15 protein-coding genes are annotated in these 23485 nt (G+C 70.9%); 6 read left to right on the forward strand and 9 right to left on the reverse strand.

The window, feature by feature from the left end; all coding sequences use genetic code 11:
* Positions 1-3: 3 nt before the first annotated feature.
* Entirely contained in the window at positions 4-399 is a 396-nt protein-coding gene (locus P8A18_RS27395; protein ID WP_306058668.1) for a PIN domain-containing protein, read from the reverse strand.
* 186 nt (positions 400-585) lie between these two features.
* Here P8A18_RS27395 and P8A18_RS27400 point away from each other — a divergent pair, with 186 nt between their 5' ends.
* Positions 586-1710 (forward strand): PLL family lectin, encoded by a 1125-nt coding sequence (locus P8A18_RS27400; RefSeq protein ID WP_306058671.1) that lies wholly within the window; start codon positions 586-588, stop codon positions 1708-1710.
* Between the two features lie 142 nt (positions 1711-1852).
* Here the strand turns inward: P8A18_RS27400 and P8A18_RS27405 are convergent, their stop codons facing one another.
* On the reverse strand, positions 1853-2950 hold the full coding sequence (locus P8A18_RS27405) for an LCP family protein (protein WP_306058673.1): 1098 nt from the start codon (positions 2948-2950) through the stop codon (positions 1853-1855).
* Between the two features lie 392 nt (positions 2951-3342).
* On the opposite strand from P8A18_RS27405, the gene P8A18_RS27410 reads away from it, so the two are divergent.
* The 3 genes from P8A18_RS27410 (at position 3343) to P8A18_RS27420 (ending at position 10696) form a co-directional block, all read left to right on the forward strand.
* Positions 3343-4848: a DUF8189 domain-containing protein gene (locus P8A18_RS27410; RefSeq protein WP_306058675.1), complete on the forward strand. Its 1506-nt coding sequence runs from the start codon at positions 3343-3345 to the stop codon at positions 4846-4848.
* A 206-nt stretch (positions 4849-5054) separates the two neighbouring features.
* The gene (locus tag P8A18_RS27415; RefSeq protein WP_306058677.1) at positions 5055-6233 is read left to right on the forward strand and encodes a CDP-alcohol phosphatidyltransferase family protein; all 1179 of its coding nucleotides are present in this window, start codon (positions 5055-5057) and stop codon (positions 6231-6233) included.
* A complete protein-coding gene (locus P8A18_RS27420) occupies positions 6230-10696 on the forward strand; it encodes a bifunctional glycosyltransferase/CDP-glycerol:glycerophosphate glycerophosphotransferase (RefSeq protein ID WP_306058679.1) in 4467 nt (1488 codons plus the stop codon). The genes P8A18_RS27415 and P8A18_RS27420 overlap by 4 nt, the downstream gene beginning before the upstream one ends.
* Positions 10697-10796: 100 nt before the next feature.
* Here the strand turns inward: P8A18_RS27420 and P8A18_RS27425 are convergent, their stop codons facing one another.
* Positions 10797-12425 (reverse strand): hypothetical protein, encoded by a 1629-nt coding sequence (locus P8A18_RS27425; RefSeq protein WP_306058681.1) that lies wholly within the window; start codon positions 12423-12425, stop codon positions 10797-10799.
* A gap of 287 nt (positions 12426-12712) precedes the next feature.
* On the opposite strand from P8A18_RS27425, the gene P8A18_RS27430 reads away from it, so the two are divergent.
* Positions 12713-14011, forward strand: coding sequence for a phosphodiester glycosidase family protein (locus P8A18_RS27430; RefSeq protein WP_306058683.1), 1299 nt, complete (start codon positions 12713-12715; stop codon positions 14009-14011).
* A gap of 72 nt (positions 14012-14083) precedes the next feature.
* Here the strand turns inward: P8A18_RS27430 and P8A18_RS27435 are convergent, their stop codons facing one another.
* From P8A18_RS27435 to P8A18_RS27455, 5 genes are all read right to left on the reverse strand, one after another.
* Positions 14084-16213: a 3-hydroxyacyl-CoA dehydrogenase NAD-binding domain-containing protein gene (locus tag P8A18_RS27435; RefSeq protein ID WP_306058685.1), complete on the reverse strand. Its 2130-nt coding sequence runs from the start codon at positions 16211-16213 to the stop codon at positions 14084-14086.
* Positions 16210-17436, reverse strand: a complete 1227-nt coding sequence (locus P8A18_RS27440) for a thiolase family protein (protein ID WP_306058687.1) — start codon at positions 17434-17436, stop codon at positions 16210-16212. Before P8A18_RS27440 ends, P8A18_RS27435 begins: the two co-directional genes overlap by 4 nt.
* A gap of 275 nt (positions 17437-17711) precedes the next feature.
* Positions 17712-18986 (reverse strand): ribonuclease D, encoded by a 1275-nt coding sequence (locus P8A18_RS27445; RefSeq protein ID WP_306058690.1) that lies wholly within the window; start codon positions 18984-18986, stop codon positions 17712-17714.
* Between the two features lie 115 nt (positions 18987-19101).
* Positions 19102-19764 (reverse strand): helix-turn-helix transcriptional regulator, encoded by a 663-nt coding sequence (locus P8A18_RS27450; protein WP_018100712.1) that lies wholly within the window; start codon positions 19762-19764, stop codon positions 19102-19104.
* Between the two features lie 309 nt (positions 19765-20073).
* Positions 20074-20733 (reverse strand): DUF3000 domain-containing protein, encoded by a 660-nt coding sequence (locus P8A18_RS27455; protein WP_306058694.1) that lies wholly within the window; start codon positions 20731-20733, stop codon positions 20074-20076.
* Positions 20734-20825: 92 nt separating this feature from the next.
* On the opposite strand from P8A18_RS27455, the gene hemE reads away from it, so the two are divergent.
* Positions 20826-21899 (forward strand): uroporphyrinogen decarboxylase, encoded by a 1074-nt coding sequence (gene hemE, locus P8A18_RS27460; protein ID WP_306058696.1) that lies wholly within the window; start codon positions 20826-20828, stop codon positions 21897-21899.
* A 21-nt stretch (positions 21900-21920) separates the two neighbouring features.
* On the opposite strand, the gene P8A18_RS27465 is transcribed toward hemE, so the two are convergent.
* Positions 21921-23303, reverse strand: coding sequence for an FAD-dependent oxidoreductase (locus tag P8A18_RS27465; protein WP_306058698.1), 1383 nt, complete (start codon positions 23301-23303; stop codon positions 21921-21923).
* Positions 23304-23485 lie beyond the last annotated feature (182 nt).

The raw sequence follows: 23485 nt of genomic DNA on the forward strand, positions 1-23485 counted from the left end.
GCGTCACCGTGCGGGCCGTACCGTACGCGGGCCCGCGCACCGGGCCCCGTACGCCTCGACCCGGCGCCGCAGCTCGCGGTCGGCGGTGACGACGAGGCAGGGCCGCGGCGGCGACTGCGCCGCGGCCTCGGCCGCCAGTTCGGTGATCCGGTCGTCACCGCTGCCCGGCGCCGCCTCCACCCGTACCTCCGGCACCGGAGCGACGTCCCGGGCGCGCCCCTCGACCACCAGGACCAGGTCGACGGGGCCGGGCAGACCGGGCAGGCCGTCGGCGGCGTAGCGGACCAGCGCGTCCCGCAGCCGCTCGGCCGCGGCCCGCCGGTCCCGCCACCAGCCGTCCGGGACGGAGCCGACCACATTGGCGGCGTCGATGATCACCAGGGCGTGTGGGGCGGACATGCCGCAAGGGTGTCATGGGAGGCCGCCCCGGCGTACGGTGCTGAGTCCCGTGATGCGGGCCGGTAGCGGCGATTCCGCGGGTTCGAACGGTGATTCTATGATGGGTGCTCCCCGTCTTCCGGGTGCCGGTCGTGACACAAAGCCGCAGATCGGGAGCGGACCATCACGGAAGGATGACCTCACGACATGCGAGTCAGGTCGAGACGTTCCCAGGGGAGCACCTCGGGAAAGGGCGAGGGCGCCCTGTGCGACGTCGAAAGCGCCGAGGGGCCTGCCGGGACCCCGGTCGGCGGACGCTGGCTCGTGCGTGGCAAGGACGGCAGGCTCACCGCCTACGCCCGCAACGAGGACGGGGTCCTGCGCTGGACCGAGGAGCGCCCGGGAGGACCCCGCTGGCAGGGCCCCGAGTTCTTCCCGGTCGCGGACCTGAACCATCTCTCCGTCGCCCAGGGCGCGGACGGCTATGTGCACTTCGTCGGGCGGCGGTCGGTGTCCGGCGAGGAGGGCCCGCAGGTCGACCTCGTGTACGCCGTCCAGTACCAGACGGGCCGCCCGGTCACGGCGTGGCGCTCGCTGGGCAACCCGTACAAGGACGCCGAGCGGGCCGCCCGCATCGGCCCTCCGGCGGCCGGCGTCGCCTCCTCCGGCGCGGTCCACGTCTTCGTCCGCAACGCCAACGGCGGGATGATGCTGCGCCGCGAGGGCAAGAACGGCAAGTGGGAGGGGTGGAAGGACCTGCGGGGCACCCTGGGCAAGGAGACGATGGCTGTCGCGGTCGCCGGGTCCGGACGCTTCGAGCTTCTCGTCCCCGGCGCAGGCAAGGCCATGAGGTGGGCGCAGAACGAACCGGGCGGCGCCTTCGAGAAGCTTCCCAACCTGAACGTCAAGATCGCCGGCGGGGCGGTGAGCGTCCTGGAGACCGCTCCCGACCGCAACACCTACTACTGGACCGACGCCGCCGCCGGCACCCTCACCGCCAACCGCCTGGACACCCCGGCCGTCACGATCGGTGACACCCCGGCCGAGGGCCCGGTCGCCGCGCTCCGCGCCGAGCTGGACGACTACGACTGCACGGTGCTCGCCCACCGCGACCGCGACGGCCGGGTGATGCTCGCGGCCTGCGGAACGGAGAACGAGAGCGGCGGGCTCTGGTGGGCGGCGACGGGCGAACGGACCGCCACGGCCCCGGCGCTGGCGCTCGACGCGAACGGCCGCGTGGTGCTCGCGGTGATCGGGGTGCGCGGCGGTCTCTACGTGGCCCGGCAGAACGACGAACCCGGCCTGGCGCTGGGGCCGGCCCAGCGGGTGTGAGTCCCGGCGCGTCCCTGAGGGGCGGCCGTGGGACCGGAAGCGGCCGTGGAACGGGAAGCGGCCGTGGAACCGGAAGCGGCTGCGGGACCGGAAGCGGCCGTGGAACCGGGAGGGTTCCACGGCCGCTTGCCGTGATGTCCGGTCAGCCACCCGTGGCGGGCGACTTCTTGGCCGACTCGGGGATGGCGGCGTCCTCGCGGATCGACTTCCACAGCGTCTTGGCCTGCGGCTCGGCGGCCACGACCCGGTTGGGGTCGACCTTGTCGTAGGCCACGGGGAGCATGATCGTCTCCATCGTGTCCGGGTCGACCCCGTTCATCGAACGGGCGAACTGCGTGAGGGACTTGAGGGAGGCCAGGCCCTCGTCGGTGGTCAGAGACTTGGTGGCCGAGTTGGCGACCTTGTACGCGCTCGTCGGACTGCCCAGCAGGTCCTGCTTCTTGACCTCGCTGAGGAGGGCCATGAGGAACTGCTGCTGGAGCCCGATGCGGCCGAGGTCGCTGCCGTCGCCGACGCTGTAACGGGTGCGGACGAAGGCCAGGGACTCGGTGCCGTTGAGCCGCTGCGGTCCGGCGGCCAGGTCGAGTCCGGACTTCTTGTCGTGGATGTCCTCCTTGACGTCGACGGTCACACCGCCGATGGCGTCCACGAGGTCCTTGAACCCGGCGAAGTTGATCTCCAGGTAGTGGTCGATGCGCACACCGGACATCTTCTCGACCGTCTTGACCACGCAGGCCGGACCGACCTGTGAGTAGACGGAGTTGAACATCACACGGTCCTTGCCGTCGACCGTCGAGCCGTCGGCCTTGGCGCAGTCGGGCCGGGTCACCAGGGTGTCGCGCGGGATGGACACGGCGACGGCCTTGCTGCGGCCCTCGGGGATGTGCACGACCAGCGCGGTGTCCGACCGGGCCCCGCTGACCCCGACGCCGCCGCCCAGCTCCTTGTTCTCCGCGCCGGCCCGCGAGTCCGAGCCGAGGACCAGGAGGTTCTGCCCGCTGGTGGGGAGCTTCTCGGGGCGGTCCTCGCCCAGGGCCTTGTCGATGTCGACGCCCTTGATGTTCCCGTCGAGGCTGCTGTAGAGCCAGTAGGCCGTTCCGCCGGCGGCGACGACGAGCACCAGGACCGACAGCAGGACGGCCCGGCGTATGCGCTGGCCCCGTGTCCGAACGCGCTTGCGCCCGCGGCGGGGTTTCTCCGGGGAACTCCCCGGGCCGGGGGTGGTGGCGTCTTGGGTCATCCTGAGTGAGTCCTCACAACTTGTGGCCTGGTCAGGGCGCAGGTGATGGGGGTGGGACTCGGGTGGGGGGTGGAGCCGGTCCGCGTTTTCCCGGGATGAGCACTATAAGCAGTCGATCAGGTGTACGTACGAAGGCTGTGGCGCAACTGTGACAGAACGGAATTGATCATGTCTGTCCGGGTCCGGTAGATACCTGAGCGCAATGGGCTGATTTCCTGACCGGAAGCGACAGTGCATATCTTCTTGGAAGCCGGGACGTCCATCGCGCCCGGTTCCACACACGAGGGGGGTCGGGGCGCATGGCACGCAGAGGGGAGCGCCGGCCGGAGCGCGGCAGGCGGGTGCCGGGCCGTTCCGGTGCGTCGGCGAGTGGGGCGGGGGGTGTGGCGATCGTGGTCGCGACACCGGGGGACGCCCCGGCCCTGCTGGCACTTCAGGAGAGCGGCTCGCAGGTCGACATCGTCTGCGCCCAGCCGGGCACGCCCGACGAACGGGCGGCGTTCGACCGGGCCGTCGCCGACTGCGCGGCCCGCGGTGTCCGGGTGGCGGGAGAGCCCTGGGTCATCGACGCCGAGCCGGGGAAGATCACCGCGCTGGTGCTCGACGCCCTGCGTGAGCTGCGGCCGCTGCGGGTCGCCACCCTGGACCCGGACCCGGAGCACACCTCGATCGACCGGGAGGCCAACCGGCCGGTCGTCACCGAGCCGCCGCTGCGCGGCAGTGTGGCGCGCGCCACAGTCGCCGCCGCCCGCACGTACCAGCGGGAGTGCGGCTCACCGGTGTTCGTGCGGTGCCATCGCGCGGGTGCGGACCCGCGGCTGGGCGCACGGGGTGCCGCGCGTCATCCGCTGCCGCTGCGCTGGCTCGTCAGGGGCGTGGACGGCCGGCTCTCCGCCTACCTCCCGTCGGCGGCCGGGGTGCTGCGCTGGACCGAGCGGCGGGCGGGCGGGGACGAGTGGAGCGGGCCCGAGCTGCTCGAAGGGCCCGACCTGCTGCCGGGGCTCGAAGTGGTCCAGGACGCCCAGGGCTACGTGCACCTCTTCGGCCTGCGCCGCAGGAAGCGCGCGGACGGCAAGGACTACGTCGACGTGGTCCACACCACCCAGTACCAGAGCGGGCGCCCCATCGGGCCCTGGCACCCGGTGGGCAACCCGCACGGCAACGACCGGGCCAAGGGCCGTGAGGCCGGCTTCCCCGCCGCGGCCTTCGACGCCAAGGGCAACCTGCACGTCTTCGTACGGAACATCGGCCACAGCATCAGCACGCGGCGGCAGGCGCCGGACGGCCGGTGGAGCGGCTGGCAGCATCTGCGCGGCGCCACCGTGGCCGACGAGCTGGTCGCGCTGACCGCCGCCTCGGGGACGCCCGAGGTGTGGGCCAGGACCAGGGACGCGGCGGCCGCGATCCGCTGGCACCGCGAGACGCCCTCCGGCGACTGGGCGCTGGACACCACGGCCGGCGTCAGCCCCGCCCCCGGCACCCTGTCGGCGGCCCCCGAGGCGGGGACGGTGCGCTACCGCTACTCCGGGAGCAACGAGGTCTGCGTGCAGGTCCCGGGCGCCGGTGCGGTGAGCTTGGGCGGCCCGGAGGGCACCGGGGCGGTGGCCGCGGCCGCCGGGGTCGGCATCCAGGGCTGGGGCTGCACGGTGCTGGTGCGTTCCGGGGAGTCGGGGGCGTGCTGTGTCGGGGCGCACGCGGACGGGCGGCCGGAGAGCGGAGTGTGGTGGTTCGACGCCGGGGAAGCCTCGGTGGTGCCGCCGGCCGTGGCGGTGGACGGCCTGGGCCGGGCGGTCCTCGCGCTGCTGGGGGACGACGGTGTGCTGCGGCTCGCACGTCAGGAGCAGGGGGCGAGCGGTCTCGCCTTCACCCCCTGGGTCAGGGTGGGGTCCGAAACCTGACCTCTGCCCGGAAGGTGGCCGCGTGCACGTACGTGACCGCTTTTGACAGTTTCTAGTTTGACCTTGATCTTGATAGGGTCTCGTCCTGTCTTTATGTGGATCACAGGTGAAGCTCCTGTGTCCATTATGTGAACGCCCCTTGATTGCGACTTCTTGCAGGCCGATGGGGCCGCGTTACCCACGTGAGTCGTGTTGTCTGAGGGGTTATGGGGAAGCTGTCGCTGCGTGCCGTTCAGAAGCTGACATGCAAGAAGCGCGATGCCTGGTGGACCGTTCTACTGGTCGATCCGGTCGCCACGCGCATGCTGATCGGGATGGCCAAGTTCAAGTTCATCACCCCGAACCGGGTCACCTGGTCGGCGCTCTTCGTCGGCCTCGGCTCCGCGTACTTCTTCCTGAAGGGTGACACCGCCTCCCTCGTCATCGGCGCCGCCCTCTACCACCTGAGCTTCATCCTCGACTGCATCGACGGCAAACTCGCCCGCCTCAAGGGCAACGGCACCGTCTTCGGGGGCTGGCTCGACTACGTCTTCGACCGCATCCGGGTCCTCTTCTGCGCGCTCGCCCTGATGGGCGGCCAGTACCTGAGCACCCACAACGAGCTCTACCTCCTCGCCGCCCTGGCCGTCGTCTTCCTCGACATGCTCCGCTACGTCGACGCCCTCCAGATCTACAAGATGCGCATGTCCATGCGCATGAAGATCGAGAAGGTCACGATGGAGCGCAAGGCGCTGGAGGAGGAGCAGGCCCAGCGGGACGCGACAGCCGCCGCCGCGGCCGGCGCGCCCGAGCAGCCCAAGGTGGTCTTCATCGAGGACCTGCTCAGGGAGAACCCCGGCGTCGAGGCCGAGGTGCTCAAGCAGCAGAGCGGCGACGTGGTCGACCTGCACGCGCAGTTCCGCAACCGCTTCCCCTGGTACACCCGGTTCCGCCAGGCCCTGCTGCGCAGCCGCATCAGGCCGCACCTGATCAGCGGCATCGAGTTCCAGATGTTCATCTTCATCGTGGCACCGCTCATCGGCCAGATCCTGTGGACGACCGCGATATCGGCCGCGGCCCTCGGGCTCTTCGAGCTCGTGATCATGTACAAGTTCTGGCTCTCCACCCGTGACTTCACCCGGCTCATGGAGAAGCTCGCCACCGAGCCGTCCAACGCCGGTGTGATCGCCGAGCACCTGCACCGGGGACGCCACCGCAGGGGCGGGGACGCCGGCGACGACGACCAGCGGGACGCCCTCGCCCAGCAGTTCCCGCTCCCCGAGCGGGACGACGACCTCGGCTTCCAGCCGTACCCCGAGCCCTACACCCCGCACGCCTCGGACATCGAGACCCAGCAGCTGCGGGCCCTGCCCTACTGGGCGGAGAGCGAAGGGTCCGTGCGATGACTGCGCCCGCCGACCCCTCGCTGTACACCGTGACGGTGGTGGTCCCCGCCTACAACGCGAGTGCCACGCTCGGCCGGGCCCTCCAGTCCGCACTGGCCCAGACCCACCGCGCCGTCGAGGTCGTCGTCGTGGACGACGCCTCCGTCGACGGAACGCTCCAGGTGGCCCGGGAGTTCGCGGCCGGCGACGCCCGCGTCCGGATCGTCGAACGCCCGCAGAACAGCGGCGGCGTCGGCGCGCCCCGCAACAACGGCATCATGGCCGCCACCGGCCAGTACGTGATGTTCCTCGACGCCGACGACGAACTCCCCCTCAAGGCCTGCGAGACCCTGCTGGAGTCCGCGGTCGCCACCGGCGCCGACATCACCGCCGGCCGCGCGCTGCGCGTGAACCTCGCCAAGGACGAGATCACCGTCTGGCAGCCCCAGCTCTACGGCACCGAGCGCACCGTCGACGGCGGGCTGCGGGCGATGCCGGAACTCTTCGAGGACCCGATCGCCGCGGCCAAGCTCTACCGGCTGGACTTCCTGCTCGACCACGGCATCCGCTTCCCCGAAGAGCTCTTCTTCGAGGACACCTACTTCTCCACCGTCGCCTGGTACTCGGCGCGCTCCATCACCCTGCTCCCGGCCCCCGTCTACCGGTGGATCTGGGAGCGCGAGACCGACACCCCCTCCATCACCAACCGGCGCGGTGAACTGCGCAGCATCCGCGACCGGGTCCTCGTGCACCAGTACGCGGACGCCTTCCTCCTCCGCCAGGGGGAGCGCGAACTGCTCGCCCACAAAGCCGCCAAGTTCCTCTCGCACGACCTGCGCCTCTACACCCCGGAGCTGCGCGCGGGCGACGAGCAGTACCGGGCGGGCTTCGCCGGCTTCGTCGCGCCGTACCTCAGAGGGCTGCCGCCCGACGTCTACGACCTGTGCGGGCCCCTGGAACGCGTACGCGCCTTCAGCCTGATGCACAGCCGCGTCGACCTCGCGCTCACCGTCTCCGACTACACCCAGCGACGCAGCGTGCTCAGCTCCGACCTGGTGCGGCGCGACGACAAGGTCTACTGGTCCGCCTCCCTGCTCGGCCGGCCGCAGGCCGAACGGTTCCTGGACGTCACCGACCTCGACCTCACCGGCAACAGCCTCTCCGACTCCCGGCTGTTCAACCAGGCCACCCTGGTCGAGATCCGGGACAGCACCCTCCACGTCACCGGCTACATCCGCAACCAGTTCGCCAGGGTCGGGCCGAAGGACAAGCTGGAGCTGACCGCGGTACTCCGCCGCCGCAGCACCAAGGCCGACCACACCTTCGAGGTGACCGGCGTCGACGTCGACGACGAGTTCATCCGCTACCACACCATGGTCGACCTGGCCGCCACCCTCGGAGCGGCGGGCCGGGCCGGCAACTGGAACCTGTTCGTGCAGCTGCGGCACGGCAAGGAGCGGGCCACCACCACCGTGGCGATCAGCGGCCTCGACATCCGGCGCGAGCGCTACCGCGGCCCGGACGACACGTACGAGATCTACGAGACCGTCAGCGGGAACCTCGCCCTGCGCCCGGAGACCACCGAGCAGCAGACCGCCGACCACCCGCGCGGCACCCCGTGGCTGTGGTGGCAGGACGGCCCGCCCGCCGAGCCCGCGGCACCCCACCGCGAGACGTACGACGCCGCGATCGTGGCGCACTGCCACAACGACGAGTACAACCTGTACGAGTTCCTCAGCTCCCTGCTCGCGCAGCGCGAGTTCGCCGCGACCCAGGTGGTCCTCGTCGACGACGGCTCCACCGACGCCACCTCCGCGCAGCTCGCCCAGTTCGCCGCGTACCACGCCAATGTCGAGGTGATCCCGCAGATCAGGCTCGGCGCGCGCTCCAGCTTCGACAACGGCCTGCGCTACGTGCGCGCGCCCTACGTGATGTTCGCCCGCGCGCAGGACATCCTCGGCGAGAACTGCATGGGCCGGCTCGTGGCCGCCGCCCAGCGGTGCAAGGCCGACGTCGTGGTCGGCGACCAGGACAACTTCCCCGGCCCGCGCAGCTCCACCGACGCCCCCTGGCGGCGCTACTTCGGCGCGGACGCCCCCCGCATCGACCGCCTGGACGACGCCCCCTACCTGATCTTCTCCGCGGAACTGGGCGCCAAGCTGTTCCGCACCTCGCTGCTGCGCCGGCACGCCCTGCGCACCGGGCACGGCCCCGGCTTCGAGGACGCCTGGCTCGCCGTTCCGGCCCTGCTGCACGCCCGTACGGTGACGACCGCGCCCACCGCCACCTCCTTCGCCCGCGACCCGGAGCGGCGGGACTCGCTGTTCGACCTGACCTGGAACGACCCGGTCAAGACCCAGGAACTCATCCGCCTCTGCCGCCACGTCATCCGGATGACGGAACGGCTGAGCGCCCGCGGCGCCCGGCTCGCCATGCGCTTCGTGGTCCGCTCCATGCAACCGCACCTGCGCAACATCCACCGGATCATGAGCCGGACCGAGATCGCCGGGATCTTCCCCGCCCTGGTCGACATCTACCGGCCGATACCCGACGAGCTGATCCTCCAGTACGCGGGCGTGCCGATGTCACGCCTCCAGCACCACGCCGTGCGGACCGGCAACTACGAGCTGTTCTGCGACCCGTACACCAAGCCCGCCTACCGGCCGCAGCTCCTCATCGACGACGCGGGCATGCACCGCGGTCTCGAAGCCGACCGCACCGAGACCACCACCCTGCTGCGGGTCGACCGGCAGAAGGCCGTCCTGGAGACCGTCGTCCCCGACGGCGACCACCTCCACTTCGAAGGACTCCTGGTCCTCACCGGCGTCGACATCGACCGGCTCTTCAGCAACCGCCTCGAACTGGTCCTGGGCGACGGCCGCCGGGAGACCGCCCTCCCGATCGAACAGGTCTACCGCCGCGACCGCTGGCGCGCCCGCAAGGAACAGGACTGGTACGCGGGCTGGCGCGCCACCGCCCGCCCCGGCGACCTCGTCGCGCTCTCCAACCGCGACCTGAAGCCCCGGGTCCGCGTCCACGACGGCGACCGCAGCCACGACATCGCGGTCGAGGCCCGCCAGATGCTGCACCGCTTCAAGGGCGTGCACCGCCTCGGCCGGGCCCGCATCCGCCTGACCATCGCCGGCAACGAGTCCGTCACCCTGCGCCGGATCAGCGGCCCCCTCCGCAAGGCCGGCCACGCGCTGCGCCGCCTGCGCCAGGAGGCACGCGACTCCCTGCCCGGCCGCACCGGCTGGCGCACCCGGCTGCTGTACTGGCTGATGTATCCGAAGCTGCACGGCCGCGACATCTGGATCATCGGCGAGCGCGAGGACACCGCGCAGGACAACTCGTACCACCTGTTCAAGTGGATCAGGGAGAACGAGCCCAGGCGCAAGGTCTTCTACGCGATCAACGGCGACTCCCCGGACCGCGAGAAGATCGACCACCTGGGCCAGGTCATCGACCGGCTCTCCTGGAAGTACCGCGCCTACCTGCTGCACGCGACCAGGCTCATCAACGCCTACGACCTGGAGGCCTACCTCGGCTTCCCCGGCCTGTCGAAGCGGGCCTTCCTGCGCGGCTACGGCGACCTGCTGCGCTACCAGCGGGTCTTCCTCCAGCACGGCGTCGTCTACAACGACGTCGTCGGGTCCATCCACGCCCAGGTCACCAACGTCGACATGGTCCTCACCACGGGCCGCAGCGAGCGCGCCTACTACGCGGAGCACTGCGGCTACGGCTACGACCGGGTCGCCGCCACCGGACTGCCGCGCTACGACGCGCTCAAGCCGCTCGACGGCCCCCGCAAGGTCCTGGTCATGCCCACCTGGCGACGCGACATCGTGGCCCCCTCGTACAACAAGGCCGCCAAGCCCGAGATCCCGTTCGCCGCCTCCGAGTACTACCGGTTCTTCTCGGCACTGCTGCGCGACGAGCGGCTGCTCGAAGCGCTTCAGTACTACCGCGTGGAACTGGAGTTCATGCCGCACTACGAGATCCGCCCGTACCTGAAACACTTCCGCATCGACCACCCGTCCATCACGGTCTCCTCCACCGGCCGGGACGTGCAGCTCGCGATGCGCGAGTGCTCCATGCTCGTCACCGACTACTCCTCGGTGTTCTTCGACGTCGCGTACATGGGCAAGCCCATCGTCTACACGAACTTCGACGACGAGGCGTTCTACAGCAAGCACTACAAGCGGGGCTACTTCGACCTGGCCCGCGACGGCTTCGGCCCCGCCTGCGGCACCGTCGACCGCGCGGTGGACGAGATCATCGCCTCCATCGCCCGCGGCTTCGAGGTCGAGCCCGAATACCGGCGCCGCGCCGAGGAGTTCTTCGTCCTGCGCGACACCAACAACTGCCGGCGCGCCTTCGACGTCATCGACACGATGGACGCCACGGCGGGCGGCGACCCGGGCCGCATGTCCACCCCGCTCGTCATGGGGCGGCCACAGGAGCAGGAGCGTGAGAGGGCGTAAGGATGTGAGCGGGGCGGGCTCCCTTTACGGCTGAACGGCACGCAGGAATTCTCCGTCGGTTTCCGGTGTGTGCCGACGGAGAATTCCCGCGTGCCGTTCCTCAGTCCAGCGTGATGCTTCCGGCAGCCGCCGAGAAAAGCGACCCGCCGGTGCTCAGCGAGATGTAGACCTCGTACACGCCCGGAGCCGCCTTCTGTAGATCGACACCGTTGTAACCGGGGGTCGCGAAGTAGGCGAAGTCGTAGTTCCCGAAATCGCCCCGCCTGACGTGCTTGCGGATCGCCGCCGTCTTGCGTGACATTCCGAGCCGGTAGGAATGCGTGGAATCCTGGCCCTGAAGCACCAGGTAGTACTGTCCGTGCCCGCGGTCGTCAGCTTCGACGCCATGGACGAAGAGCACGCCCTCCACGTGGAGCATTCGCTCCTTCAGCCATGTAGATTCCAGCGAGAAAACAGTTTCCGCCGAGAACTGGCCGACGATGGGCCTGCGTATCAGTCGGACCCGCTTTTTGTCCCCGATGAGAACGGCCTCGTTGCCGCCGACGGGCCGCCTGATGTCGAAGGGTCGGCGGGCCACCAGAGCAGTGCGCCTGTCTATTCCCTCGGCAGGGCTCGTCACCCGGACGGAGAGGTTGTACGTGCCGACGGGGATGCCTTTCATCGAAATACCCGACGGTGACTCCGGCTCGAACCCTCCGTACGGATAGTCGCAGGAGAACCGGTCGAAATACTGGCTGTAGAGGTACTTGGCCTCTGTGGTCGCCAACGGGAATTCGAAGTGGCGGCTGCCGCTCTCCATGATGAGACTCTTCGTCGTCATGGAATGCGAGTAAGCGGATTCGCCGGGGATGAAGGCATCGCCCGACAGCACGATGTTCGCCCCGCGGATGTCCTGTTTCTTCACCACGGCCGTCAGCGCGTCCGATACCCGCAGCTCGTACAGGTAGGACTGCCGATCAACCTCATTGACCTGCTGCTTCCCGTTCTCCACGAACCCAAGGCGGGGGTCCGCCCCCTCCGTGAGGGCCGACAGCAGACCGGCGATGAGGGGCATGTTGTACCCGGACACCTCGCCGTGCTGACGCACCATCGGTGAATCGGTGCGGATGAAGTTGAAGTTCTCGCAGGCCCAGAAGAGCTGGAGATGCGGGTTGATCTCCGTCTCGTACTGCTCGTCGGCCTCGGAGGTGAACAGGTAGATGTTGTGCCCCTGGCCGCCACGCGCTCTGAGCATATCGGGAATGGCGCCGTCGAGTACGTCGATATTCTGCTGCGGCATCGATTCGCCCAGCATGTACTGGCCCGTCACCGCCCTGTCGCGCACATAGCTGCCGATCAGGAATTGAGGCACCACCGTGACAATATTCCGGTATCCGTACCGCAGGCCGTAATAGAGGGCCGCACTGCCGCCCTTCGAGACACCGAGGAGACTGACCCGGTCCCGGCCGAGACCGAGACGAGCGAGCGTGCGCTCGATCAGACCGGCGACCGACGCCTCGATAGAGAAATCCATGTTCCGGCACATGTAATAGCTGTAATGGCCGTCGAAATCGTCCCGGATCCACAGGATATTGGCGCGCAATTCCATCAGGGACTTACCGGCGAAGTGGTATCCATTGGGCGCCGCGAGGCCGGAGAAGACCACGATCAGATGCTGTGAGTCGCCCTCTGCGGGCCGGAACCGGTACTCGACGGGGAAAGGGCCAGTCGTGTCCGTCTCGGTGACCACTCGGCGTCGGTCGACGGCCGCGCGATTCGGTACGAGAGGAGGAAGTGCTGTGGTCATGAGATACGCTGCCTGCTCTTGTGTGATTCCGGACACGCCCCCCGGCGGAAGCCGTCCGAGTCTATCCGGCCACCACTCCGCCGGTCGAGCCCGAATTCATCACGAATGATTCGGGACACCCGTGCGCACTTGATAGCATCCGGAACGTCATAAGGCTGGTATCCACGGCGATTCCCCGCGCGGTACCCGGACAGAGCCTGTTCGTTGTCCGGGGGGCGAGGGAGCGGAGCATGAACGGACGACGGGCCGTGCGGATACCGGTGCTGTGCCTCGCCCTCCTGACCGCCGCGTGCACCACGCAGACCAGCGCGGACCCCGACGGCCGGGGCGCCCGCCCACCGTCCGCCGGAGCCTCGCCGACGGCGGAAAACCTGCCCCGCGGCCTCTCGTTCCGGCAGTCGGTACGCAAGCTGGCGGACGGCAGCCCGGTCCGCGTCAGCGTGCTGGCCGTGGCGCCGGACGCCCCCGTCGACGTCCGGACCGACCACGGCGGAGCGGTGGCGACGACCGACACCGTCCGCGACCTGGCCCGCCGGGCCCAGGCGGTCGCCGCGGTCAACGGCACCTACTTCGACACCGATTCCGCGCGCTACAAGGGCGACCCCCTCGGCCTCTACGTCTCCGGCGGCGCACTCCTCAGCGAGGCCACGAACGGGCGTACCGCGCTGGTTCTGCCGGGGCGGGGGGAGCGGGCCCGGATCACCGAGCTGCGGTCCGCCACCTATGTCACCTCGTCGGACGGGGCGCGCGCGGTCGTGGACGGTACCGGGCGGGTGCCGGGGCGGATCGTCGGCTGCGGGGGCGTGGGAGGCGACCGGCGCACCGACACCGGGGCGCTGACCGGGGATCCTCTGCCGGGGCGGGTCTGCTACGACCCCGACGAACTCGTCGACTTCCCCGCGCAGTGGGGCGCGTCGACGCCGGGCGCGGACCGGGACAGCGTCGAGGCGGTGGTCGACGCGCACGGCACGGTGACCGCGGTGCGCAGCCCCTCGGGCGGAACGGTCCCGGCGGGCGGCCGTACGCTCGTGGGCATCGGTTCCGCGGCCGGCTGGCTCCGCGAGCACGCGACGCCGGGCCGCGGCCTCACCGTGGAGTCCCGGGTGACCGACCCCGACGGCCGGCAGGTCGAGCTGTCCGGCGCCTCCGTCGTCGGAGCGGGCCCCGCGCTGGTGCGCTCCGGCCGGGTCTGGATCAACGCCGCGGCCAACGGGGTCTCCCAGGGGGCCGTCGACAGCCGTTCACCGCGCACCGTCGTCGGCATCCGCCCGGACGGCACCCTCCTGCTCGTCGTGTTCGACGGACGCCGGCCGGGCGTCAGCGAGGGCGTCAGCCTCACCGAGGCGGCCGGCATCCTGGTGTCGCTCGGCGCCGAGGACGCGATCAACCTCGACGGCGGCGGGTCGAGCACGATGGTGGTCGGGGACAAGGTCCGCAACAGCCCGTCGGACGCGGGGGACACCGACGAGGAACGCCAGCGCAAGGTCTCCAACGCCCTCGTCGTCGTCCCGCGCCGCGTCACGTCCTGACCGCCCGGACACGGGAACGGGCCGTACGGGGAATCCCGTACGGCCCGTTCGCCGATCGTGAAGCCGAACGCGTTACGCGGGAACGCTCGCCACGCCCCGCGCCAGGAACTTCTTCCCGTTCACCCGCTCGGAGACGCCCTCGCGGTCCAGGTACGGCGTGATGCCGCCCAGGTGGAAGGGCCAGCCCGCACCGGTGATCAGGCAGAGGTCGATGTCCTGGGCCTCGGCGACGACGCCCTCGTTCAGCATCAGGCCGATCTCCTGCGCCACCGCGTCCAGGACGCGGTCGCGGACCTGCTCCTCGGACAGGACGGTGTCGCCCTGCTTGAGGAGGGCGGCGACCTCCGGGTCCAGCTCCGGCTTGCCGGAGTCATAGACGTAGAAGCCGCGCTTGCCGGCCTTGACCACGGCGGCCAGGTTCTGCGAGACGGTGAAGCGCTCCGGGAAGGCGCGGTTCAGGGTCTCCGAGACGTGCAGGCCGATCGCCGGGCCGACCAGCTCCAGGAGCACCAGCGGGGACATCGGCAGGCCGAGCGGGTCGATGGCCTTCTCCGCGACCTCGACCGGGGTGCCCTCGTCGATGACGTTCTGGATCTCGCCCATGAAGCGGGTGAGGATGCGGTTGACGACGAACGCCGGGGCGTCCTTCACCAGGACCGCGGTCTTCTTCAGCTTGCGGGCGACACCGAAGGCCGTGGCCAGCGAGGCGTCGTCGGTCTGCTCGCCGCGCACGATCTCCAGGAGCGGGAGGATCGCGACCGGGTTGAAGAAGTGGAAGCCGACGACCCGCTCCGGGTTCTTCAGCTTCGACGCCATCTCGGTGACCGAGAGGGACGAGGTGTTGGTGGCGAGGATCGCGTGCGCCGGGGCGACCGCCTCGACCTCGGCGAACACCTGCTGCTTGACGCCGATCTCCTCGAAGACCGCCTCGATGATGAAGTCGGCGTCGGAGAAGCCCTCGGCCTTGTCCAGCACACCGGAGACCAGGGCCTTGAGGCGGTTGGCCTTGTCCTGGTTGATGCGGCCCTTGCCGAGCAGCTTCTCGATCTCGGCGTGGACGTAGCCGACACCCTTGTCGACGCGCTCCTGGTCGATGTCGGTCAGGACGACCGGCACCTCCAGGCGGCGCAGGAACAGCAGGGCGAGCTGGCTGGCCATCAGGCCCGCGCCCACCACGCCGACCTTGGTGACCGGGCGGGCCAGGTTCTTGTCCGGGGCACCGGCCGGGCGCTTGGCGCGCTTCTGGACCAGGTTGAAGGAGTAGATCCCGGCGCGCAGCTCGCCGCCCATGATCAGGTCCGCGAGGGCCTGGTCCTCGGCGTCGAAGCCGGCGGACAGGTCGCCGTCCTTGGCCGCGGCGATGATCTCCAGCGCGCGGTACGCGGCCGGGGCGGCGCCGTGCACCTTGGAGTCGGCGATGGCCCTGCCGCGGGCGACGGCCTGGTCCCAGGCGGCACCGCGGTCGACCTCGGGGCGCTCCACCGTGACGGTGCCGTTCAGCACGTCCGCGGTCCAGAGCAGCGACTGCTCCAGGAAGTCCGCGCCCTCGAAGAGCGCGTCGGCGATGCCGAGCTCGAAGACCTGCTTGCCCTTGAGCTGACGGTTCTGGTTGAGCGAGTTCTCGATGATCACCGAGACCGCGCGGTCCGCTCCGATCAGGTTGGGGAGCAGCGCGCAGCCGCCCCAGCCGGGGACCAGACCGAGGAAGACCTCGGGCAGCGAGAACGCGGGCAGTGCCTTGGAGACGGTGCGGTACGAGCAGTGCAGACCGACCTCGACACCGCCGCCCATGGCCGCGCCGTTGTAGTACGCGAACGTCGGGACCGCGAGGCCGGAGAGGCGGCGGAAGACGTCGTGGCCGCCCTTGCCGATGGCCAGCGCGTCCTTGTGGTCCTTGAGGAGCTCGACGCCCTTGAGGTCGGCGCCGACCGCGAAGATGAACGGCTTGCCGGTGATGCCGATGCCGGTGATCGAGCCCTCGGCGGCCTCCTTCTCGACCTGGTCGACGGCGGCGTTCAGGTTTGCCAGCGACTGCGGTCCGAAGGTGGTCGGCTTGGTGTGGTCCAGGCCGTTGTCCAGCGTGATGAGGGCGAAGCGCCCGGCGCCGGCCGGCAGGTCCAGGTGGCGTACGTGCGCCTGGGTGACGACCTCGCCCGGGAACAGCTCGGCCGCACCCTTCAGAAGCTCGGTGGTGGTGCTCACTTGTCGCCTCCGGCGTTCTCGAAGTGCGGGTTCTCCCAGACGACCGTCGCGCCCATGCCGAAGCCGACGCACATCGTCGTCAGGCCGTAGCGGACCTCGGGCCGCTCCTCGAACTGGCGGGCCAGCTGCGTCATCAGCCGGACGCCGGAGGAGGCGAGCGGGTGGCCGTAGGCGATCGCGCCGCCGTACTGGTTGACCCGGGCGTCGTCGTCGGCGATGCCGTAGTGCTCCAGGAAGGCCAGCACCTGTACGGCGAACGCCTCGTTGATCTCGAAGAGGCCGATGTCCGAGATGGACAGGCCGGCCTTGGCGAGGGCCTTCTCCGTGGCCGGGATCGGGCCGTAGCCCATGACCTCGGGCTCGACGCCCGCGAAGGCGTAGGAGACCAGACGCATCTTGACCGGGAGGCCCAACTCGCGGGCGACGTCCTCGGCGGCGAGCAGCGAGGCGGTGGCGCCGTCGTTGAGACCCGCGGCGTTACCGGCCGTCACGCGGCCGTGGGCGCGGAACGGGGTCTTCAGGTTCGCCAGGGACTCCATCGTGGTGCCCGGCCGCATCGGCTCGTCGGCGGTGACCAGGCCCCAGCCCGTCTCACCGGCCTCCGCGTTGGTGCGGCGTACGGAGACCGGCACCAGGTCCTGCTGGATCTTGCCGTCGGCGTACGCCTTGGCGGCCTTCTCCTGCGAACGCACCGCGTACTCGTCGGCGCGCTGCTTGGTGATCGTGGGGTACCGGTCGTGCAGGTTCTCCGCGGTCATGCCCATGAACAGGGCGGACTCGTCGACCAGCTTCTCCGACACGAAGCGCGGGTTCGGGTCGACGCCCTCGCCCATCGGGTGGCGGCCCATGTGCTCGACGCCACCGGCGACCACGACGTCGTACGCGCCGAAGGCGATGGAGCCGGCCGTCGAGGTGACGGCGGTCAGCGCGCCCGCGCACATGCGGTCGATCGAGTAACCGGGGACGGACTGCGGCAGCCCGGCGAGGATTCCGGCGGTACGGCCGAGCGTGAGGCCCTGGTCGCCGATCTGCGTGGTCGCGGCGATGGCGACCTCGTCGATCTTCTTGGGGTCCAGGTCCGGGTTGCGGCGCAGCAGCTCCCGGATGGCCTTCACGACGAGATCGTCGGCGCGGGTCTCGTGGTAGATGCCCTTCGGGCCCGCCTTGCCGAACGGGGTGCGGACGCCGTCGACGAAGACGACGTCCCGGATGGTACGAGGCACGATGGCTCTCCTCCAGGGTGCGGGATGGCACTGCTGCGAGGCACGCCCTGAGGCGCGCCGCTCCGCTCATGCTACTTGCGGGTAACCAGACTGCCCACCCCCTGTGGCGGGAGCGGCGAAGGTCACATGGGGAAAGTGTCCGCCGTGGGCACCGCCGTACACGGCAAATGGCCCGGACGGACTCGTATTCGAGTCCGTCCGGGCCATCGGGAGTGTGCGCGGAACCTGGCGTGAATACGCCCCTGTCCCATGCGCTTCCAGGGTCCCGTGCGCGATCAGCCCGGCTGCGTGAGCGCGCGGACCAGCAGCGGGGCCACCTGCTCGATCTGCCAGTGCCGCGCGCCGTACCCGGCCAGCGCCGATTCCACCGTCTCCGGCGTCGGATTCTTCGGCGGCTCCCAGCACACCCGGCGCACGGTGTCCGGCGTGATCAGGTTCTCCTGCGGCAGGTGCAGGCGCTCCGCGAGCGCGGAGACCGCGGCGCGGGCGGCCGAGAGCCGGGCGGCGGCCGCCGGGTCCTTGTCGGCCCAGGCGCGCGGCGGCGGCGGACCGGCGAGGGCCTGGCCGGGCTGCGGCAGCTCCGTGTCCGGCAGCGCCTTGGCCCGGTCGACGGCGGCCTGCCACTGCTCCAGCTGACGCCGCCCCATGCGCGGGCCGAAGCCGGGCAGGGCCGTCAGTGCCTGGGTGTTCGGCGGCAGCGCGAGGGCGGCCTCGATGATCGCGGCGTCCCCGAGGACCTTGCCGGGCGAGACGTCCCGGCGCCGGGCGACCTGGTCGCGGGCGGTCCACAGTTCCCGTACCACCGCCATCTGCCGGCGGCGGCGGACCTTGTGCATCCCGGAGGTGCGGCGCCAGGGGTCCTGGCGCGGGGGAGCCGGCGGCGCCGACGCGATGGCGGCGAACTCCTCCTGCGCCCACTCCAGCTTGCCCTGCCGGTCGAGCTCGTCCTCCAGGGCGTTGCGCAGGTCGATGAGCAGTTCGACGTCGAGCGCGGCATACCTCAGCCAGGGCTCGGGCAGCGGGCGGGTGGACCAGTCGACCGCGGAGTGGCCCTTCTCCAGGGAGTAGCCGAGGACGTTCTCGACCATCGCGCCGAGGCCGACCCGCGGGAACCCGGCCAGCCGCCCGGCCAGCTCGGTGTCGAAGAGCCCGGTCGGCGTCATTCCTATCTCGCGCAGGCACGGCAGGTCCTGCGTCGCCGCGTGCAGAATCCACTCGGTGCCGTGCAGCACCTCGCCGAGCCCGGACAGGTCGGGGCAGCCGACGGGGTCGACCAGCGCGCTGCCCGCGCCGTCACGGCGCAGCTGTACGAGATAGGCGCGCTGCCCGTAGCGGTAGCCGGACGCCCGCTCGGCGTCCACGGCCACCGGCCCGGAGCCCGCGGCGAAGGCGGCGATCACCCCGGCCAGGGCATCGTCGGAGGCCACCACCGGTGGAATGCCCTCGCGCGGTTCGAGCAAGGGGATCGGCGCCGGGGCGACGTCGTCCGGGGGAGCGCCCCCGGTGGTTCGCAGTGAACTGTCTGCTGCGGTCTCTTGGGCGTCGGTCACGTGTCAAGGGTATCTGTGTGTGCGCGGCGCCCGCCGACGGAACGTTCCGTCGACGGGCGCCGATGCGTGTAATCCAGCCGGTTCCGCATTTCTGCACACCGGCGGGGGTGCGGAATCAGTGGATGATGCCCGTCCGCAGGGCCACGGCGACCATTCCTGCGCGGTCTCCGGTGCCGAGCTTGCGGGCGATGCGGGCGAGGTGGCTCTTGACGGTCAGGGCGGACAGCCCCATGGAGACGCCGATGGCCTTGTTGGACTGGCCCTCGGCGACGAGCCGCAGAACCTCCACCTCGCGGCCGGAGAGTTCGCGGTAGCCGCCCGGGTGGCTCGGGGTGCCGGGGGGCCGGCGGTGCATACGGGCGGCGGTGGCGCCGATGGGGGCGACGCCGGGACGGGCCGGGTGGCCGATATTGGTACGGGTGCCGGTGACGACGTAGCCCTTGACGCCGCCCGCGAGGGCGTTGCGCACGGCGCCGATGTCATCGGCGGCGGACAGGGCGAGACCGTTGGGCCAGCCGGCGGCTCGGGTTTCGGACAGCAGGGTCAGCCCGGAACCGTCGGGCAGATGGACGTCGGCAACGCAGATGTCGCGCGGGTTGCCGACGCGGGGGCGGGCCTCCGCGATGGACGACGCCTCGATGACGTCACGTACTCCGAGTGCCCACAGATGGCGGGTGACGGTGGAACGGACGCGCGGGTCGGCCACGACGACCATGGCCGTCGGCTTGTTCGGGCGGTAGGCGACCAGGCTTGCGGGCTGCTCAAGGAGAACGGACACCAGGCCTCCTGGGGAGTGGCGGGACGGGCCGGCTCGGGGGTGAAGCCGGGGCGAACCGTGCTTGAAGGGTCATTGACTCCTTCGGCAGCAGACCCCTGCTCCTTTAGGGGAAGATCACGATTGCTGAGTAACAATTCGGGCAAATAGGACGCGCGATCGATTGTACGAAGAGCGCGGCGATGGCCGAAAGTGATCGTATGACGCGGCGTCACAGGAAACGGGAACGGCCGCGACGTCCCCGGGGACATCGCGGCACGGGCCATCGAGACCTTCTGGCGGCACCTGCGGTACGGGCCGTCGAGACCCTCTTTACGGCACCTGCGGTCCGCGCCGCTGGGGCAGCGTCACCACCGCCGCGTCCTGCGGGCCCGACGGCGGCAGCCCCGCGATCTGGCACAGCAGATCCCCCCACGCCACCAGGTGCGCCGCCGTGTCCGGTACCCCGCCGCGCCCCTCGCGCGGCGTCCAGGAGGCCCGGATCTCGATCTGGGTCGCGGGACGCCGCGTCTCCAGCGCGCCGAAGTAGTGCGAGCCCGCCATGGTGACCGTGCCGCCGGCCTCCCCGTAGAACAGTCCACGCGCCTCCAGCGCGCCGGTCAGCCAGGACCAGCACACCTCCGGCAGCAGCGGATCGGCGGCCATCTCCGGCTCCAGCTCGGCCCGGACCAGCGTCACCAGCCGGAAGGTGCCCTGCCAGGCCTCGTGCCCGGCCGGGTCGTGGAGCAGGACGAGCCGCCCGTCGGCGAGATCCTCCTCGCCGTCCACGACCGCGGCCTCCAGCGCGTACGCGTGCGGAGCCAGCCTCTTGGGCGGCCGCGTCGGATCCACCTCCAGCTCGGGGCGCAGCCGCGCCGCGCGCAGCGCGTCCACCGCCGCACGGAACGCGGGCGGGACGGCACCGCCCTCCGCGCCGTCCTCGCCGTCAGCGCCATCGGATTGACCGGAGATGTGTCCCTGAGCCGCAGCCATGCGGGGAAGAGTAGGCGGAACCGGAGCTTCGCGTGCGGAAGGACACCCGTGCGGGGCCGGGCTCGTTGCGCTTACGTGCGAAGATTCGTTCTGTGAGTGCCAACGATCGCCCCTCCGGGCAGCAGACGAAGACCTCCGCCACCCACGACTCGGCGTTCCTGAAGGCGTGCCGGCGCGAGCCCGTGCCGCACACGCCGGTCTGGTTCATGCGTCAGGCGGGACGCTCGCTGCCCGAGTACCTGAAGGTGCGCGAAGGCATCGCGATGCTCGACTCCTGCATGATTCCGGAGCTGGTCGCCGAGATCACCATGCAGCCCGTCCGCCGCCACAAGGTCGACGCCGCGATCTACTTCAGCGACATCGTCGTCCCGCTCAAGGCGATCGGCATCGACCTCGACATCAAGCCCGGCATCGGCCCGGTCGTCGCCGAGCCGATCCGCACCCGCGCCGACCTGGCCCGGCTGCGCGACCTCACCCCCGAGGACGTCCCGTACGTCACCGAGGCCATCGGCCTGCTCACCGCGGAGCTGGGCGCGACCCCGCTGATCGGCTTCGCGGGCGCGCCGTTCACCCTCGCGAGCTACCTCGTGGAGGGCGGCCCGTCCCGCAACCACGAGCACACCAAGGCCATGATGTACGGCGACCCGGAGCTCTGGGCCGACCTGCTCGACCGCCTCGCCGAGATCACCGGCGCCTTCCTGGAGGTCCAGATCGAGGCCGGCGCCTCGGCGGTGCAGCTCTTCGACTCCTGGGTGGGCGCCCTGGCCCCCGCCGACTACCGGCGCTCGGTGCTGCCCGCCTCCGCGAAGGTCTTCGACGCCGTCGCCCGCTACGAGGTCCCGCGCATCCACTTCGGTGTCGGCACCGGTGAACTGCTCGGCCTGATGGGCGAGGCCGGGGCGGACGTCGTCGGCGTCGACTGGCGGGTCCCGATGGACGAGGCCGCGCGCCGCGTCGGCCCCGGCAAGGCGCTCCAGGGCAACCTCGACCCGGCCGTGCTGTTCGCCCCGACCGCCGCGGTGGAGGCCAAGACCCAGGAGGTCCTGGACGCGGCCGCGGGCCTGGAGGGCCACATCTTCAACCTGGGCCACGGCGTGATGCCGAACATGGACCCGGACGCGCTGACCCGCCTCGTCGAGTACGTCCACACCAGCACCGCCCGCTGACCGCCCGGGGGCGGGCGCCGCTCAGGCGGTGCCCGCCTTCCGCAGCACCGACACCGTCCTGCGGGCCGCCACCAGGACCGGGTCCCAGACCGGCGAGAACGGCGGGGCGTACCCCAGGTCCAGGGCCGTCATCTGCTCCACCGTCATCCCCGCGGTGAGCGCCACCGCCGCCACGTCCACCCGCTTGCCCGCGCCGTCGCGGCCCACGATCTGCACGCCCAGCAGCCGCCCCGTGCGGTACTCCGCGAGCATCTTCACCGTCATCGGCCGCGCCCCCGGGTAGTAACCGGCCCGGCCCGTCGACTCGATCGTCGCCGTCACGAACCGCAGGCCCACCGCACGGGCGTCCCTCTCGCGCAGCCCGGTGCGGGCGATCTCCAGGTCGCAGACCTTGCTCACCGCCGTACCCACCACCCCGGGGAACGTGCCGTAGCCACCGCCCACGTTGGAGCCGATGACCTGGCCGTGCTTGTTGGCGTGCGTGCCCAGCGCGATGTGCCGGGTGCGGCCCGCCACCAGGTCAAGGACCTCCACGCAGTCGCCGCCCGCCCAGATGTTCTCGTGGCCCACGACCCGCATCGACAGATCGGTGAGCAGCCCGCCGTGCGGCCCCAGCGGCAGCCCCACCGCACGGGCCAGCGTCGTCTCAGGCTCGACGCCGATGCCGAGCACCACCACGTCCGCCGGATAGGAGGCGCCGTCCGTGGTGACCCCGGTGACCCGGCCGTCCGGCCCGGTCGTGATGCCGGTGACCTCCGCCCCGTTCACCGTGTGGATGCCGAGCCCGTCCATGGCGTCGTGGACCAGGCGCCCCATGTCCGGGTCGAGCGTCGCCATCGGCTGCTCGGCGCGGTTGAGCACGGTCACCTCGTAGCCGCGCTTCAGCATCGCCTCCGCCATCTCGACCCCGATGTATCCGGCCCCGACGACGACCGCGCGCCGGCCCGTCGTCCGCTCCAGGGTCTCCAGCAGCGCCTGCCCGTCGTCCAGGGTCTGCACCCCGTGCACCCCGGCCGCGTCCATGCCGGGCAGCTCCGGGCGCACCGGGCGGGCCCCGGTGGCGATGACCAGCTTGTCGAACCCCGTCCAGTACGTCTCGCCGGACTCCCGGTCCAGGGCGCGCACCCGCCGCCCGGCCACGTCGATCTCCGTCACCTCGGTACGGGTGCGCAGATCGATGTCGCGGGCCCGGTGTTCCTCGGGCGTACGGGCGATCAGCTGGTCCCGCCCGGTCACGTCGCCGCTCACCCAGTACGGGATGCCGCACGCGGAGTACGAGGTGAAGTGGCCCCGTTCGAAGGCGGTGACGCTCAGCTCGTCCGGGCCCTTCAGCCGCCGGGCCTGGGACGCCGCGGACATCCCCGCCGCGTCCCCGCCGATGATCACCAGTCGTTCCGCCGCCATGCCGGTCCCTTCGACGCCCCGTCCGAAAGAACCCACGCTACGGCGCCGCGCGCCCCGGTGGCGTGCCCACTCGCCCTCGGCAGCGGCCCTGTCACGGTCTGACGTCCGCTCAGTCCGCCTTCCGGCGCGCTGACATCGGCCGGTTCGAAGCGGCCGCGTCGGGGGCGCGGAAGAGGTTTGAG

The organism is Streptomyces sp. Mut1, from assembly GCF_030719295.1.
Classification (GTDB): Bacteria; Actinomycetota; Actinomycetes; order Streptomycetales; family Streptomycetaceae; genus Streptomyces; species Streptomyces castrisilvae.